Below are 15,885 nucleotides of genomic sequence, written 5' to 3'. Positions count from 1 at the left end.
TTGCATGGCCCAGTATTTTGAAGTTCACCCCGACAACCCGCACGCCCGCCTGCTCAAACAGGCCGTAAGCCTGCTGGCACGCGGCGGCATTGCTGCGGTTCCCACCGACTCCAGCTACGCCCTGGTCTGCCAGCTGGACGACAAAGCCGCCGCCGACAGCCTGCGGCGCATCCGCGGCGTGGATGACAAGCACCACCTCACGCTGCTGTGCCGTGACCTGAGCGAGCTGGCCAACTATGCGCGGGTCGACAACAAGCAGTTCCGCCTGCTCAAGGCCGCCACGCCCGGGCCTTACACCTTCATTCTGGAAGCCAGCAAGGAAGTGCCGCGCCGCCTGAGCCACCCTTCGCGCAAAACTATAGGCCTGCGCGTGCCCGAGCACAAAACGCTGCAGGCGCTGCTGGAGCTGCATGGCGCCCCACTGCTGGCCACCACGCTGATACCGCGCGGAGAAACCGATCCGCTCAACGACGCCCAGGACATCCGCGAGCGCATGGAGCATGAGCTGGCGGCCGTCATTGACGCCGGCGCCTGCCCGCTGCAGCCGACCACGGTGATTGATCTGACCGAGATGGGTGTCGGGGGTGATCCGGTGGTCGTCCGCCGGGGCCGTGGCGAGCTCTCGGCCCTGGGTTTGTAGCCCCGACAGCGTCTGCAAGCCTGTCCGCCAGCGTCTGAGACAATCAGGCCATGGATATTGCCCACTTGATTCAGACTGTTGCGATTTATGCCCTGCCGGTGCTGTTTGCCATCACCGTACACGAAGCGGCCCACGGCTATGCGGCGCGCCATTTTGGCGACAACACGGCCGCCATGATGGGCCGCATCACGCTCAACCCGCTCAAGCACATCGACCCGGTGGGCACCATCCTGATGCCGCTGTTGCTGTATTTCGCAACCTCAGGCGCCTTCCTGTTCGGGTACGCCAAGCCGGTCCCCGTGAACTTTGGCAAGCTGCGCCATCCCAAGCGTGACATGGTGTGGGTGGCTTTGGCCGGGCCGGCGTCCAACTTCGTCCAAGCCATCGCCTGGGCCCTGGTGCTGGTCCTGCTGGCCGGCCTGGGCGTGCAGGAACGCTTTTTCATGGCCATGGCGCAGGCCGGCATTCTGGTCAACCTGGTGATGTGGGCCTTCAACCTGTTTCCCTTGCCGCCGCTTGACGGCGGCCGCATCCTGGTGGGCCTGCTGCCCTGGAAGCACGCACAACTGGTCTCCCGCATCGAGCCCTGGGGCTTTTTTATTGTCATGGGGCTGGTGATCGCCGGCGTGGTCGGCACCCTGTGGCTGCAGCCCTTGATGTCACTGGGCTATGGCGTGATCAATATCCTGGTCACTCCCCTACTCGCTCTTTTCAGCTAATCCGTCAACCTGCACCGCCGCCATGAGTTCTTCCAGCCCCGCCATCCCTGTCCAGCGCTTCCTGACCGGCATCACCACCACCGGCACGCCGCACCTGGGCAATTTCGTCGGCTCCATCCGGCCCTCGGTGGCCGCCAGCCGTCTGGCCGGTGTGCAGAGTTTTTATTTTCTGGCCGACTACCACGCCCTGATCAAATGCGATGAGCCCTCGCGCATCCAGCGCTCCACGCTTGAGATCGCGGCCAGCTGGCTGGCCGCCGGGCTGGACCCGGAGCGCGTGACCTTTTACCGCCAGTCCGACATCCCTGAAATCCCCGAGCTCACCTGGCTGCTGACCTGCGTCACCGGCAAGGGCGTGCTCAACCGCGCCCATGCCTACAAGGCCTCGGTTGACAAGAACACGGCCGCCGGCAACGACCCCGATTCGGACGTGACCGCCGGCCTGTTCATGTACCCGGTGCTCATGGGCGCCGACATTTTGATGTTCAAGGCGCACAAGGTGCCCGTGGGGCGTGACCAGATCCAGCACATCGAGATGGCGCGCGACATGGCGCACAGCTTTAACCACCTGTATGGCGAGCACCTGGTGCCGCCCGAGGCGGTGATCGAGGAGTCCGTCGCCACCCTGCCCGGCCTGGATGGCCGCAAGATGAGCAAGAGCTACGACAACACCATCCCGCTGTTTGCGCCGCGCGAACAGTTGCGCAAGCTGATCGCCGGCATCGTGACCGATTCGCGCGCGCCCGGCGAGCCCAAGGACGTCGCAGGTTCGGCGCTGTTCCAGATTTACCAGGCTTTTGCCAGCGCCAGCGAGACTGCCGCGCTGCGCCAGGCTTACGCCGATGGCATCAGCTGGGGTGACGCCAAGCAGGTCCTGTTTGAACGCATCGACCAGGAAGTGGCCCCCATGCGCGAGCACTACCTGGCGCTGATCAATGAACCGGCCAGGATAGAGCAGATCCTGCAGGCCGGCGCCGACAAAGCGCGCCAGACGGCCACACCGTTCATGCGCGAACTGCGCCAGGCCGTGGGCCTGCGCAAGCTCGGCGCGCAAACCGGTTCAGCCAAAAAAGAAAAGATCAGCAAAGCCGCCGCACCGGTGTTCAAGCAATACCGGGAAAGCGACGGCAAGTTCTATTTCAAGCTGCTCGACGCCCATGGCCGCCTTTTGCTGCAAAGCGATGGCTTTGACAACCCCAAAGAAGCTGCACAGACGATTGCCGGCCTGCAAACGCAGGGGGCGGCCGCGCTGGCCCAGCCTGAAAACAGGCTGCACACCCCCGCAGGCGTCACGTCCGATGAAGTGGCTGCGGCCTTGCAGCAGCTGGCCGACGCCAAAGCCTGAACCGGCTAAGGGTTCGTTCTGGAATAAGTTGTGCATTTGGCCGTCGGATTCGGGATGCAATGCTAGGCGTGAAGCGCGCCGTGTGGCCCAGCCACACAAGCGATTCGCCACAACGCAGTGCGCCCGAATCTGACGAGACAAATGTGCAAGTTATTTCTGAACGAGCCCTAAGCATCACGGTCGCGCGCCGGGCAGGCGCGAGTTGATCCATGCTGGGTCCATGGTTTTCCCTGATTTGCTGGCACATGAAAAATACTGCACCTTTAGCCTTACTTTGGCCCAAAAGTTGACTTTTGAGGGTTATGCTCAATAGTTGTAAAAAATTACCTTGACAAGCCTGACTCATGAGTATTTTTGTAATTGACGACCACCCTTTAATGCGCGAAGCGGTGGTGATGCTGATTCGCCGCCTGAGCAGCAAGACCAGCGTGATCGAGCTGGACAGGATCGCGGCCGTCGCACCGGCGGTTGAAGCCCATGGCACGCCTGAGCTCATCTGTCTGGACCTGAAACTGCCCGACACCAATGGCGTGTCCGGCGTTCGCGAACTCAAACAGCAGTTTCCCGATGTCCCCATCGTCGTGCTCTCGGCGGCCCCGGCCCAGGACTATGAAGACTTGTCGATCGAGGCAGGTGCTGACGCCTACATCCAGAAGTCAGCCGGCGCGACCGAAATTTCCAATGTGCTGCGCGTATTTCTTTTGGGCGAAGAAGGCGAATCTGAAGCCGGCGCAGCGCCTGAAAAACTCTCCAAACGCCAGAAGCAGTTGCTGGTCATGCTGGACAAGGGCATGAGCAACCGCGATATCGCGGAAGCCCTGGAGATCAGCGAGCACACGGTCAAGGTTCACCTGTGGCGTCTGTTTCGCCGGCTCAACGTCAAAAGCCGCTCACAAGCCAGCCATCTGGCCCGCACGCAAGGCCTGCTCTAAAGGGCTCTGCGTGTCTCTGCGGTGTGCGTGCGGACGCATTGCACGCCGTCAGGCTGCAGCAGCCTGGTCTTTAACGGCAGGCAGTTCCAGCCTGAACACCGTGCCCCGGCCCAGGCGGGAAGACAGGCTGACCGGATGGGCCAGTGCCACGCTCAGTCGCGCGACAATCGCCAGCCCCAGGCCAAAACCATCTTCGGTCCCTTCGTGCAGGGTGACCCGGTAAAACTCCTGAAAAACCGCCTGCTGGTGCTCCGGCGCAATGCCCACGCCGCTGTCCCACACCTCGATGCGCCAGCCCGCCCCACTTGGGCGAACCGCCAGCAGTACGCCGCCCCGCAGGGTATTGCGCACGGCATTGGACAGCAGATTGCCCACCAGCCGCTTGAGCAGCACCGGATCGGACCAGGCCAGGGCAGCGGGCAGCACATGCGTGCGCAAGGTCAACCCCTTTTGCAGCGCGAGGGGCGCATATTGCAGCTCCAGCTCATCTACCAGCCTCGCCAGGTCCACCGGCTGCCAGTTGATCTGCAGGGCCTCTGAATCGAGCCGGGCCAGATCAAACAGCGAATTGAACAGCTCGTTGACGGCTTTGGTCGATTGCACGATTTTGGGAGCAATCTGATCGACAAGCTGCGGTTCAGACTGCAGCCAGTCCGCGTACAGGCCCAGGGCATGCACCGGCTGGCGCAAATCGTGGGCGGCACTGGCAAGAAAGCGGTTTTTGGTTTCCACGGCCTCCAGGGCGGCCCGGCTTTTTTCGGTCAATGAGGCAATCAGCTCGGCGTTGGCAAACTGCTGTTCCAGCGTGGCCCGCTGCACCTCATGAAAGCGGCGCCCGGCCACCCGCACCACGCTCCAGTAAACCAGCACCAGCAGCACCATGGCATAGATGTTGAAGCCCGAAGGCACACCACGCGCCATCACCAGCGGGTAAATCATGGCCAGCAGCACGGTGCAAGCCAGGCCATTCAGATAAGCGATAAAGCAGGACAGGCAGGACGAAAAAATGCCCACGGCAAACGCCGCCATGCTGGCCAGCATGACCATGCAGACGAACTGGACGTAGACCGGCGCCTTGAGGAAGAACAGGAACATGGAAGAGCCCCAGACGATGGCACTCAAGGTCCAGGCCCAGGAATGACGTGAAAAAAAGGCCTCCAGCGGCGCACCGCTGACGTCGGAAAATTCACGCCGGTAGCTATCAATGACGCGGTAACGCACCAGCGTGGCAAACACCGAAGCCAAGGTCCAGAACCCCAAGCCCACCATGCTCACGTGACCATACAAAATGGCCACCGTCGCCATGATCGAGATGCTGGCCGAGCGCTGGGCCGGCCCGGCATAGCGCATGAAGGTGCGGATCAGCTGCGCATTCACCCATTCATCGCGCGCCTGCAGATCGGTCACGGAAGGTGGTTTGTTGTTGTCGCCGGGTAAAGACAGTGGCTGGGCATGCATGGCGGCAAGTTTAGTCGCGCCTGATGTCAGCCCTAAATCTCGCAGCTGGCCAGTGCCAGATCCAAAGTCGCTTTCAACGCCTGCGCAGATCAGTTAAAAGCCACACCGGCCCAGCGCACCCGGCCAAGCACGGCAAAATCCCGGCCAGTATCTTCATGGCTGTGAATGTCAAACGGCTCATAGGCTTGGTTATAACTGCTCACGCGCAGTATTTTCCCGGGCAGCCTCTGCAGCTTCTTGACCAGCAAGGCGCCGTCGAGCCTGACAACGTGAATGCCCTCGGTCAGCGCGTCGCGGTCCTTCAAATCCGTCAGGAGGGTGTCTTTTGAATGCAGCCACGGCTCCATGGAAACCCCCACCATGACTGACATGGCAATGTCATTGTGGGAGATGCCCAGCTCGTACCGGATGAAATGGGCATCAAAGGGACGCATTGCAATCACAGCGTCGATGTCATTGAACGCGCCGCTAGCGGCCGAGGATCTGGCATCGAACAAGGGAACATAAACAAACGCATCCACCTGCACCGCTTGCACGCTCCTGGGCACCATCCCGATGGGCGGGGCCTTTTCATGCCGCTCACCCCCCAGCAAATGGGTTGGCGTGGTGTTGTATTCCTTGGCGAGCACTTCAAGCTCGAATGCATCCGGCAGGCTATCGCCGCGCTCAATGTTCCAGATGGTATTTCGATGAACGCCGACCGTCGCGGCCACATCATTGATCTCGCGCGCGCCCCGCGCCACCTTGCAGCGCTGGCCGAACTGGCGCATGAAGGCGACCCGGGCTTGCGTGCGCACCGTTTTCAGACCCGCTTTGTCAGCAGCTGCAGCGGCGTGGTGGAGATACCAGGCAATGGGCTCTTCAACGCTGAGCGGTGACGCCGGCTCGAACGAATAAGGCTTGGCGCTTTCCGGTGGCACCGGCGCTATTTCTTTTGTGTCCATGAACACTATTCTGTGTGCACCAACAAAAAAATGCAAATCCAGCTTCAAAACTCATTAAAAATAACCACGGATTTGTCATCAAGCACAAATTACAAGTAAAAAACTTATTGACTTCAATTTATTTGTGCTCACAATAATGGGCATGGCGACAAAAAAATCGACATCAGTACAAGAAGATATGCATCCCGCCGATGTCATTGCTGCCCTACGCAAGCGCGGCACCAGTCTTCGAAAAATAGCCATTGAGAACGGCTACAGCCATATTCAGCGCGTCCTCACCAGCCCGTGGCTGGCCGCCGAGCAGCTTGTAGCCAAAGCGCTGGGCAGGAAACCAGAAGATCTCTGGCCTTCACGCTACCTCAATCCCGCCGACCGTGCCCTTGCCTTTCAGCAGACCCGCAAGATCGCGGTGACCATGCCGCACAAACGCAAGCAACAGCCCCAAAAGCTCACGCATGAGGTGGCTGCCGGCAGCTTCGGCCCGCAAAGCGACGGGCTTACCCACCCCAACCAATAGCGCCAATGACCACGAAACAGCAGGAGCGGGGATTGGGGATGCACGGCAGCGCTCTGAATGGGCTTTCAGCGCAAGACCTGCGCGCACTCTGGCTATTGCTGCGCCAGGACGGCGGCTGGTGGACGCTGGACATGCTCGCGCCTCACTGGCGACCGACCTGCGTACTGCACGAAGCCCAGTACGCCATGGATGCGCTGGAGGCTGCCGGCTTCGTGGAGAGCCGCGACCATGCGACCCAGCTGGCCTACGGCATCACTTCGGACTGCAAGGTGCTGCCCGATCTTGAACCCGTCCGTCAATCCGCAGAGGCAGGTAAGCGCCTCACGAACGGGCAAAAATGAGGCAGCCCCATCAGCTTCGGCTGGCTGCAATTGAAGTTAAACACGCAAGGAAAACGACATGCTGCTTTCCACAACCAGGATCAAGCTCTGCATTGATCTACGCACCCATGATGGCGAAAGCGTTTTTGTTGAGCTGGAAAGCGAAGACATTGAAAAAGCCGCGATGTTGAAGGCCAACGTATCCGAAGAGCAGGTTCACCCCATCGGCCTGATGCGCATCGAGTTTATTTAACGGCAAGGAAAACGGCCTGAGCTATCGTTTTAATAGCATCAGGCCGTTGTATTTGGCGGAGAGATAGGGATTTGAACCCTAGATACGGGGTTACCGTATACCGGATTTCGAGTCCGGCGCATTCGACCACTCTGCCATCTCTCCAGAGTTTTTCTTGCACACCCACCAAAGCCACTAAAGCCGGTGCGCGGCAAGCCCATGATTCTACCAGCAGGCCAAAGACCCGTTCCCGTCGGCCGCCCGGTCAGGGCTTGAGCACCGTGATGCCGCCCATATAAGGCAGCAGCACCTCGGGTATCTTCACCGAACCATCCGCCTGCTGATAATTTTCAAGCACCGCCACGAGGGTTCGGCCCACCGCCAGCCCGGAACCGTTCAGGGTATGCAGCAGCTCGTTTTTGCCCTGGGCGTTTTTGTACCTGGCCTGCAGGCGCCGCGCCTGGAAGGCCTCGCAGTTGGAGACCGAGCTGATTTCGCGGTAAGTGTTCTGGGCCGGCAGCCAGACTTCGAGGTCATAGGTCTTGGTCGCGCCAAAGCCCATGTCCCCGGTGCACAGCAGCACCACACGGTAAGGCAGGCCCAGCTTTTGCAGCACCGCTTCGGCGTGGCCCGCCATCTCTTCCAGCGCCTCGTAGCTCTTGTCAGGGTGGACGATCTGCACCATCTCGACCTTGTCGAACTGGTGCTGGCGGATCATGCCGCGGGTGTCGCGGCCATAGCTGCCGGCTTCGGAGCGAAAGCACGGTGTGTGCGCGGTGAACTTGAGCGGCAGCTGGGCCTCGGGCACGATCTCGTCGCGCACGAAGTTGGTCAGCGGCACCTCCGAGGTGGGGATCAGGTACAGCGCGGCATTTTCAGCCTCCCCTTCCTGCCCGCCCTTTTTGGCGGCAAACAGGTCTTCCTCAAACTTGGGCAGCTGGCCGGTGCCGCGCAAGGAGTCGGTATTGACGATATAGGGCACATAGCACTCGGTGTAGCCGTGCGCCTGGGTTTGCAGGTCGAGCATGAACTGGGTCAGAGCCCGGTGCAGGCGCGCCAGCGGGCCTTTCATCACGGTAAAGCGCGAACCGGTCAGCTTGGTGCCCAGTTCAAAGTCCAGCCCCAGCGGCTGGCCCACGTCGACATGGTCCTTGACCTCAAACGCAAAGACCGGCGGTTTGCCGCCCGGGCCTTCCATCGGGCTCCACTTGCGCACCTCCACATTGCCCTGCTCGTCGGCGCCCACGGGCACCGATTCGTGCGGCAGATTGGGCACGGCCAGCAAAAGGCTTTGCAGTTCGGTCTGGATCTGCTCGAGCCGTACCGCAGACGACTCCAGCTCGGCCTTGGAGTTGCTTACTTGGGCCATCACGGCGCTGGCGTCTTCGCCCCTGGACTTGAGCTGGCCGATCTGCTTGGACAGGGTGTTGCGCTGGTTCTGCAGCTCTTCCGTGTGGATTTGCAGCGCCTTGCGTTCGGCTTCCAGGGCCTGGAACGCCTCCACATTGAGGAAGGTTTGCGGGTTCTTGCGGGCCTCTAAACGGGCGATGGCCGAGGGCAGGTCTTTGCGGAGCAGGTTGATGTCTAACATGGGGTGATTGTATTTTGGGCCGCATCGGCGGCGGCAGATTCAGTTCAGGCTGGCCGGGTCCAGGTTGGCGCCGCAAATGATCAGGCAGACCTTCTCGTCGGCGCGCGGCACGTAGCGGCCGCTGTGCAATGCCGCCAGCGGCAAGGCAGCCGCGGGCTCGACGGCCAGTTTCAACTCCTTCCAAAGCCACAACTGCGCGGCGCGGATGGACTCGTCGGTGAGCAGCAGCGCATCGCGCACATGGGCCTGCGTGGCGTCCCACGCCAAACTGCCAATGCGTTTGGCGCCCAAAGAATCGGCGGCGATGCCGCTGACGGTCACGTCCACCGGCTGGCCGGCCTCTCTGGCCCTGAACAGCGTCGGAGCCAGCTCAGGCTCCAGCGCCACCACTCTGGAGCGCTGTTCAAACCAGCTGGCCACCCCGCCAATCAAACCGCCGCCGCCGACGCTGACCAGCACCGCATCAGGCACGCCGCCCTGCTGCTCGATCTCCAGCGCCATCGTGCCGGCGCCCGTTAGCACTTCGGGTTGGTCGTAGGCATGCGTGAGCAGCGCGCCGGTTTCCTGCTGGCGAACCAGGCAGGCTTGCAGCGCCTCAAAGTAGGCGGCGCCGGTGACCACTACCTGGGCGCCCAGCGCGGCGAGCTTGGCCCGCTTGGCGGGGCTGGACACTTGCGGCACAAACACCTCGCAGCGCACCCCCAGCGCCTTGGCCGCTGCGGCCGTGGCAATGCCCGCATTGCCGCCCGACGCCACAATCACGCCGCTGGCCGGAATCGGGTTGGACAACAGACGGTTGAGCATGCCGCGCGCCTTGAAACTGCCGCCGGTCTGCAGATGCTCGAGCTTGAGCCAGACCTCGGCACAAGCCACACCCAGCGCTTGACCGGGCAGCTTCCAGAGCGGTGTTTGATGAATAAAGTGGCTGTAGCCCTTGTTGAATGAGCGCAAACAGCTCTCAATTTGATAGCGATTACTCATGAATGGCGGGTCAGGTCAGTTGATGGAGCTGGCTGTCGCTGACGGCCAGCATATGGCCCTGCGTGTCGACCTTGAGGCCTTTGGGCAGCGGGAACTTGATGGTTTCTTCAATCCCGTCCATCTTGCGCACCGACACCGCGCCCAGTGACTTGATGCGGTCAATCACCTGCTTGACCAGAACCTCCGGGGCCGAGGCGCCGGCCGTCAGGCCCACGCGGCCCTTGCCCTCGAACCACTGCTCCTGCAGCTCGCTGGCGTCATCCACCATATAGGCCTCGGTGCCCAGCTTGGCCGCCAACTCGCGCAGGCGGTTGCTGTTCGAACTGGTCGGACTGCCCACCACGATCAAAATATCCACCTGCGGGCTGAGCACCTTGACGGCGTCCTGCCGGTTTTGCGTGGCGTAGCAAATGTCCTGCTGCTTCGGGCTGCGCACCTGCGGAAAGCGCGCTTTCACGGCAGCGCTGATCTCGGCCGCATCGTCCACGCTCAGCGTGGTTTGCGTCACCACCGCGAGCCGCTCGGTTTGCGAGGGCGTTATACGCGCCACATCGGCCACGTCTTCCACCAGATGGATGCCGCTGTCGAGCTGGCCCATGGTGCCCTCGACCTCGGGGTGGCCCTTGTGGCCGATCATGATGAACTCGTAGCCTTCCTTGTGCAGCTTGGCCACCTCCACATGCACTTTGGTCACCAGCGGGCAGGTGGCGTCAAAAATCTGGAAGCCCCGCGCCCGGGCTTCTTCCTGGATGGCTTTGCTCACGCCGTGCGCGCTGAACACCAGCGTGGCGCCCGGCGGCACGTCGCTCAGCTCTTCAATAAAGATGGCGCCCTTGGCCTTGAGGTCGTTGACCACATAGGTGTTGTGCACGATTTCGTGGCGCACGTAAATCGGCGCGCCGAACTTGGCCAGCGCCCGCTCGACGATTTCGATGGCTCTGTCTACCCCGGCGCAAAAGCCGCGCGGCTCCGCCAGCAAGATTTCTTGAGGCAGTTTGCTTGCGCTGCTCATAAGATCCCGATCACATGCACTTCAAACACCACCGGTTGGCCGGCCAGGGGGTGGTTGAAGTCAAACTGCACGGCCCCATCGGACCCTTCGCCTTCTTTGACCTGCTGCACCGCACCGGCGTACCGACCCATGCCGTCGGGCGTGGGGAACTGCACCACATCGCCCACCTTGTACTGCTCGTCCGGGTCGCCCAGCTCATTGAGCAGCTTGCGCGCCACCCACTGCACCAGCTCGGGATTGCGCTCGCCAAAAGCCTCGCCGGCGGCCAGCTCAAAGCGGGTGCGCGTGCCTTCGGCCAAGCCCAGCAGGCGCTGCTCGATGGCCGGCGACAACTCGCCCGTGCCCAGGCTCAGCGTGGCCGGTTTGCCGCCAAAGGTGTTGATGATGTCGGCGCCGTCAGGCCCGGCCATGCGGTAATGCAGGGTCAGGAAAGAGCCTGGCTGGACGAGTGTTGGGGGCGGGGCTTGCACGGTGGGCATAAGACTCTCTGGGCCAGCCGGGCGGCTGACGGGTGTTTGTATCGCCAGCCTTGCGGCTGGCAAGTGTTTGTAAACTGCCTCTATTGTAGAAAGCTGGGCTTACCCGGACTGTTTCAGGCCTTTTAACCCCTTTCAGCCCCCTTCACCCTTCTCATCTCTTATCCATCCTTCCCCTCCATGCTACTCAAAGACCTGCCCGCCGACGCCCGCCCACGCGAAAAACTGCTGGCCCGCGGCCCCGGCGCGCTCAGCAATGCCGAGCTGCTGGCCCTGCTGCTGCGCAGCGGCCTGCCCGGCAAAAACGCGCTGCAGATGGGCCAGGAACTGGTCGATACCTTCGGCGGCTTGGCGGGGCTGCTGCACACCGGACCCGATGCCCTCAAAAGCATCAAGGGCCTGGGCCCGGCCAAGCGCGCCGAGCTGGTGGCCGTGCTGGAGCTGGCGCGGCGGGCGCTGGCCGAAGAGTTGAAGGAAAAAGCCCTGCTTGCCACGCCGCAAGCCGTGCGCGACTACCTGCAGCTGCAGCTGGGCAGCCGGCCGCACGAAATCTTTGCCGTGCTGTTCCTCGACAGCCAGCACCGGCTGATTGCGCTGGAAGAGCTATTTCGCGGCACGCTCACGCAAACCAGCGTCTACCCGCGCGAGGTGGTGGTGCGGGCGCTGGCACTCAATGCCGCGAGCGTGGTGCTGGCGCACAACCACCCGAGCGGGACTGCTCAGCCCTCGCGCGCCGACGAAGCGCTGACGCAAACGCTCAAATCCGCCCTGGGCCTGGTCGATGTGCGCGTGCTTGACCATTTTGTGGTGACCAGTACCCAGGCGGTGTCGATGGCCGAGCTGGGCATGCTGTAAGGTGAATGGCATGCGGCGCCCCGTCATCAAGGATTTGCAAGGCCTCAAGGCCGTCAAGCTGGAAATTGAAACCCGCGCACAGCTGGCAGCGGAGCAGGAAGCCGCACGCCTGGCCGCCGCGGCAAAAGCCAGGGCAGAAAAGGAACTCTTTTCACGCGCCGTTGGCCCGGTGAAAGCCTTGCCGGCCAAACACCTGCCCGGCAATCCAGGTCACAGGGCCCGCCTGCCGCTGGCCCAGCCGGCGCCCATTCCCGTGCAGCAGCAACGCGACGAGCTGGCGGTGATGCAGGAAGCCATCTCCGACGAATTTGACGTGGAAAGCCTGCTCGACACCGATGAAGCCCTGAGCTTTCGCCGGCCCGGCATGGGGCCCGATGTGGTTCGCAAGCTGCGCCGCGGCGGCTGGAGCATCCAGGGCCAGCTCGATCTGCACGGCCTGCGCCGCGAAGATGCGCGTGAAGCGCTGTCGCAGTTCATCCGCGACGCCCACAAGACCGGCTGGCGCTGCGTGCGCGTGGTGCATGGCAAGGGGCTGGGCTCACCGGGCAAGACACCCGTGCTCAAAGGCAAGGTGCAGAGCTGGCTGATCCAGAAGCAGGAAGTGCTGGCCTTTGTGCAGGCGCGGCCGGCGGAAGGCGGCGCGGGGGCGCTGGTGGTGCTGCTGGCGCAGAGCTAGGACTTTTGGCCGGCTCGTCCTCTTCAAGTTTTTTATAGATAAAAAAGGCTCCAGCCCGCACAAGATATACGCAAACAGCTATTGTTTTAATAGCATAAAGCAGGCGCCACCGAATCAAGGAGTTCACTCCCCGCGGTTTCTCATCCAGTCCGCGGTCTGGAAAAACGAGGCATTGAGCCGCACGCGCAAGGCCTCATCCACCCCGGTCTCCCTCATCGCCTGGTCCATGCAGGCCAGCCACTGGTCGCGCTCGGCAATGCCAATGGAGCCACCGCCGGTTTGCTGCGGCATGTGGCGCATGCGCAGGCGCGGATGGCCAAAGCGATCGGTGTAGTGTTGCGGCCCGCCCATCCAGCCGCACAAAAACCAGAATAGGCGCTGGCGCGCGTTGTCCAGCGTGCTGCCATGCGCGGCGCGCAGCGCCGCATAGCCGGGCTCCAGGTCCATCAGGTCGTAAAAGCGCTCAACGAGGGCTTTGATACGCTCTTCGCCGCCTATCCAGGCAAACGGGGTTTCAAAGGGCGGGTTGCCCGGTGGTTTCTCTTCGATCTGCATACGGAATTTTCAAGGAATTCAAGGAGGCCAATGACTTGCAGGGCTATTGCCTTATTGCGCCTTGCGCAGGGTTTCGACCACCGGGGTGTTGAGCACCGAACGCAAGCCCCACCAGCCCGCCATCAGCGCCAGCACCGCACCAGCCAGGCTGCCGAACAGCGGTGTCGTCCAGGAGCCGGCCCAACTGAAGTCAAACACGTACTTGGCCAGGCCCCAGCCCACGGCCACCGCCACGATGGAGGCCAAAAAGCCCGCCAGCAGGCCCACGCCAGCCAGTTCGGCGCGCTGCACCTGGCGCAGCAGCGAGGCCCGCGCACCGACCGCCCGCATGATCGCAAACTCGCGCGCCCGCTCGTCCCGCGTGGCCGTGATGGCGGCAAACAGCACCACCAGCCCGGCGGCCAGCGTGAAGCCAAACAGGAATTCGACCGCGCGAATCACCTGGTCGAGCACGCGCTGCACCTGGCTGAGGGTGCTGCTCATGTCGACATTGGTGATGTTGGGAAAGGCCTTGACCAGCTCGTTGTCGAAGTTGCGGGGCTTGCCCTGGCCACCCTGCGCGGCGCCCCGCTCCGGCGCGCGGAAGGCGCTGATGTAGGACACCGGGACGTCGGCCAGCGCGGCGACCGGGTACATCACAAAAAAGTTCACCCGCATCGAGCCCCAGTCCACCTTGCGCAGGCTGGTGATTTTGGCGTCGCTGAGCTGGCCGGCGATATCAAAGCGCAGGCTGTCGCCAAGCTTGAGGCCCAGGGTGCCGGCCAGCCCCTCTTCCACGCTGATGGCATTTTTCTCGTCGGCCGTCCAGCGCCCGGCCACCACCTGGTTGTGCAAGGGCTGCTGCATGCTGGTCGACAGGTTGAACTCGCGGTCCACCAGGCGCTTGGCGCGGTCGTCGCCGAAGTCATCGGGCGCCACCGGTTTGCCATTGATGGCGACCAGCCGGCCGCGGATCATGGGGTACCAGTCAAATTTTTTCACCCCGCCATCGCGCAGCGCCTGCTGGAACGCTTCGCCCTGCTCGGGCTGCACATTGATCACGAAACGGTTGGGCGCATCGGGCGGTGTGGCATTGCGCCAGCTGCTGATCAGGTCCGTGCGCAAGAGCACGAGCAGCATCAGGGCCAGCAAACCGACCGCGAGCGCGCTGACCTGCACCACGGCGTAGGCGGGCCGGGCAGACAGCTGGCGGGTGGCCAGCACCAGCCAGCGCGGGGCCGTGGTTTCGTGAACACTCGCGCGCAGCAGCTTGACGGCCGCAAAACTGGCCACGGCAAACACCAGCACGGCGCCTAGAAAACCACCAACAGCAATCAGGCCAAGCTTCAGATCGCTGCTGGCGGCCAGCAGCAGGGCCGCAAAGCCAGCCACCCCCACCCCCAGCACGGCCAGCGAGGCCGGTTTGAGGCTGCCCACATCACGGCGGATCACGCGCAGCGGCGGCACCTGGGCCAGCTGCAACACCGGTGGCAGGCCAAACGCCAGCAACAGGGTCAGCCCCATACCCATGCCAAACGCCACCGGCCAGAAGGTGGGCGCCGGCAAGGCCGTTTCCACCAGGCCGGCCAGCAGCAGCACAAAACCGTAGTGGACGGCAAAACCAATCACCACGCCGAGGGCGCTGGCCGCCATGCCGGCCAGCACAAACTCAAAGGTGTAGGCCAGCGCGATGGTGCGCTGCGGCTGGCCCAGCACGCGCAGCATGGCGCAGTCGTCCAGGTGTTTGGCGGCAAAGCCGCGCGCCACAATGGCCACCGCCACGGCGCTGAGCAGTGCGGCCAGCAAGGCTACCAGGTTGAGGAATTTTTCGGCCCGGTCCAGCGTCTGGCGCATCTCCGGGCTGCCGCTTTCCAGCGACTCCAGCCGGACCCCGCGCACGCCAGGCTTCTTGACCTCTTGCGTGGCCCACTGGACATAGGTTTTGACGGCCTCGTCGCTGCCGGCCACCGCCAGCCGGTAGTTGGTGCGGCTGGCGGGCTGTATCAGGCCGGTGGCGGCCAGGTCAGCCGCGTTGACCATCACTCGCGGCGAGAAATTGATGAAGCCGGCGCCCCGGTCAGGCTCCTGGACGATGATGCGGCTCAGCGTGAAGCGGGCCTCGCCCATCAGCAGGGTCTGGCCGATTTTGAGGTCCAGTGCATCGAACAGGGACGCATCGGCCCAGGCAGTCCCCGGCGCGGGGATGTCGCGCGTGTCGGCCCCGCGCGCTTGCGGGCTGTCCGCCACATTCATGTTGCCGCGCAGCGGGTAGCCAGCCGGCACCGCCTTGAAGGCCACCAGCTTGCTGGCGCCGCCCTCTTCGTCACGGGCCCGCGCCATGGTGGGAAAGCTCACCGTTGAGATGGCCTGCAAACCCAGGGCCTGCGCCCTGGCAATGAAGGCAGCCGGCGTGACGCTGTCACTGCGCACCACCGCATCGCCGCCCAGCAGTTGCCTGGCATCGCGCTGCAAGCCGCCTTTGAGACGATCGGCAAAAAAACCGACGGCCGTCAGCGCCGCCACGGCCAGGGTCACCGCCACGATCAGCAGGCGCAACTCGCCCGCGCGCAGGTCGCGCCACAGCGTGCGCCAGCCGAGTTTCAGGAAAAGTGTGCTCATGAACTGACCTTAACGCAAAGTCAACGCCCTTGGC

The 15,885-nt window shown here is 63.0% G+C and carries 17 protein-coding genes and 1 tRNA gene; 9 read left to right on the top strand and 9 right to left on the bottom strand.

What is annotated here, in order from left to right; translation table 11 throughout:
* Window positions 1–4 precede the first annotated feature (4 nt).
* The 4 genes from V6M61_RS03670 (at window position 5) to V6M61_RS03655 (ending at window position 3,636) form a co-directional block, all read left to right on the top strand.
* On the top strand, window positions 5–640 hold the full coding sequence (locus tag V6M61_RS03670) for an L-threonylcarbamoyladenylate synthase (protein ID WP_332775199.1): 636 nt from the start codon (window positions 5–7) through the stop codon (window positions 638–640).
* A 50-nt stretch (window positions 641–690) separates the two neighbouring features.
* Window positions 691–1,359, top strand: coding sequence for a site-2 protease family protein (locus V6M61_RS03665; protein ID WP_332775198.1), 669 nt, complete (start codon window positions 691–693; stop codon window positions 1,357–1,359).
* Window positions 1,360–1,381: 22 nt separating this feature from the next.
* Entirely contained in the window at window positions 1,382–2,704 is a 1,323-nt protein-coding gene (locus V6M61_RS03660) for a tryptophan--tRNA ligase (RefSeq protein WP_332775197.1), read from the top strand.
* A 344-nt stretch (window positions 2,705–3,048) separates the two neighbouring features.
* Window positions 3,049–3,636 carry a response regulator transcription factor gene (locus V6M61_RS03655; protein ID WP_332775196.1) on the top strand — a complete coding sequence of 196 codons (588 nt, stop codon included), beginning with the start codon at window positions 3,049–3,051 and terminating at the stop codon, window positions 3,634–3,636.
* A 48-nt stretch (window positions 3,637–3,684) separates the two neighbouring features.
* Here the strand turns inward: V6M61_RS03655 and V6M61_RS03650 are convergent, their stop codons facing one another.
* A complete protein-coding gene (locus V6M61_RS03650; protein ID WP_332775195.1) occupies window positions 3,685–5,094 on the bottom strand; it encodes a sensor histidine kinase in 1,410 nt (469 codons plus the stop codon).
* A gap of 89 nt (window positions 5,095–5,183) precedes the next feature.
* A complete protein-coding gene (locus V6M61_RS03645) occupies window positions 5,184–6,086 on the bottom strand; it encodes an XRE family transcriptional regulator (protein ID WP_332775194.1) in 903 nt (300 codons plus the stop codon).
* Between the two features lie 94 nt (window positions 6,087–6,180).
* Between V6M61_RS03645 and V6M61_RS03640 the strand changes: the two genes are divergently transcribed.
* From V6M61_RS03640 to V6M61_RS03630, 3 genes are read left to right on the top strand one after another with little or no spacing between them, the layout of a single operon-like run.
* Window positions 6,181–6,555: a helix-turn-helix domain-containing protein gene (locus tag V6M61_RS03640; RefSeq protein ID WP_332775193.1), complete on the top strand. Its 375-nt coding sequence runs from the start codon at window positions 6,181–6,183 to the stop codon at window positions 6,553–6,555.
* Window positions 6,556–6,560: 5 nt separating this feature from the next.
* Window positions 6,561–6,896, top strand: a complete 336-nt coding sequence (locus V6M61_RS03635) for a hypothetical protein (protein ID WP_332775192.1) — start codon at window positions 6,561–6,563, stop codon at window positions 6,894–6,896.
* A 58-nt stretch (window positions 6,897–6,954) separates the two neighbouring features.
* On the top strand, window positions 6,955–7,128 hold the full coding sequence (locus V6M61_RS03630) for a hypothetical protein (RefSeq protein ID WP_332775191.1): 174 nt from the start codon (window positions 6,955–6,957) through the stop codon (window positions 7,126–7,128).
* A 53-nt stretch (window positions 7,129–7,181) separates the two neighbouring features.
* On the opposite strand, the gene V6M61_RS03625 is transcribed toward V6M61_RS03630, so the two are convergent.
* The 5 genes from V6M61_RS03625 to V6M61_RS03605 all read right to left on the bottom strand — a co-directional run bounded on the left by V6M61_RS03625 (window position 7,182) and on the right by V6M61_RS03605 (window position 11,170).
* Window positions 7,182–7,272, bottom strand: a tRNA-Ser gene (locus V6M61_RS03625).
* 100 nt (window positions 7,273–7,372) lie between these two features.
* Window positions 7,373–8,698 (bottom strand): serine--tRNA ligase, encoded by a 1,326-nt coding sequence (gene serS, locus V6M61_RS03620; RefSeq protein ID WP_332775190.1) that lies wholly within the window; start codon window positions 8,696–8,698, stop codon window positions 7,373–7,375.
* A 39-nt stretch (window positions 8,699–8,737) separates the two neighbouring features.
* A complete protein-coding gene (locus V6M61_RS03615) occupies window positions 8,738–9,679 on the bottom strand; it encodes a threonine/serine dehydratase (protein WP_332775189.1) in 942 nt (313 codons plus the stop codon).
* Window positions 9,680–9,689: 10 nt separating this feature from the next.
* Entirely contained in the window at window positions 9,690–10,691 is a 1,002-nt protein-coding gene (gene ispH, locus V6M61_RS03610; protein WP_332775188.1) for a 4-hydroxy-3-methylbut-2-enyl diphosphate reductase, read from the bottom strand.
* Window positions 10,688–11,170 (bottom strand): FKBP-type peptidyl-prolyl cis-trans isomerase, encoded by a 483-nt coding sequence (locus V6M61_RS03605; RefSeq protein WP_332775187.1) that lies wholly within the window; start codon window positions 11,168–11,170, stop codon window positions 10,688–10,690. Before V6M61_RS03605 ends, ispH begins: the two co-directional genes overlap by 4 nt.
* Before the next feature lie 177 nt (window positions 11,171–11,347).
* Here V6M61_RS03605 and radC point away from each other — a divergent pair, with 177 nt between their 5' ends.
* Together radC and V6M61_RS03595 are read left to right on the top strand one after the other, a co-directional pair.
* A complete protein-coding gene (gene radC, locus V6M61_RS03600) occupies window positions 11,348–12,022 on the top strand; it encodes a RadC family protein (protein WP_332775186.1) in 675 nt (224 codons plus the stop codon).
* A gap of 10 nt (window positions 12,023–12,032) precedes the next feature.
* Window positions 12,033–12,698, top strand: coding sequence for a Smr/MutS family protein (locus V6M61_RS03595; RefSeq protein WP_332775185.1), 666 nt, complete (start codon window positions 12,033–12,035; stop codon window positions 12,696–12,698).
* 123 nt (window positions 12,699–12,821) lie between these two features.
* Here V6M61_RS03595 and V6M61_RS03590 read toward each other — a convergent pair whose 3' ends face one another.
* Together V6M61_RS03590 and V6M61_RS03585 are read right to left on the bottom strand one after the other, a co-directional pair.
* Entirely contained in the window at window positions 12,822–13,253 is a 432-nt protein-coding gene (locus V6M61_RS03590) for a group II truncated hemoglobin (RefSeq protein WP_332775184.1), read from the bottom strand.
* 51 nt (window positions 13,254–13,304) lie between these two features.
* Entirely contained in the window at window positions 13,305–15,851 is a 2,547-nt protein-coding gene (locus V6M61_RS03585) for an ABC transporter permease (protein WP_332775183.1), read from the bottom strand.
* Window positions 15,852–15,885: the final 34 nt, after the last annotated feature.

It is taken from the genome of Polaromonas sp. (assembly GCF_036676035.1).
GTDB lineage: Bacteria > Pseudomonadota > Gammaproteobacteria > Burkholderiales > Burkholderiaceae_C > Polaromonas.
Note: the sequence above shows the minus strand (reverse complement) of the source record. Positions and strands in the feature narration are given on the sequence as shown.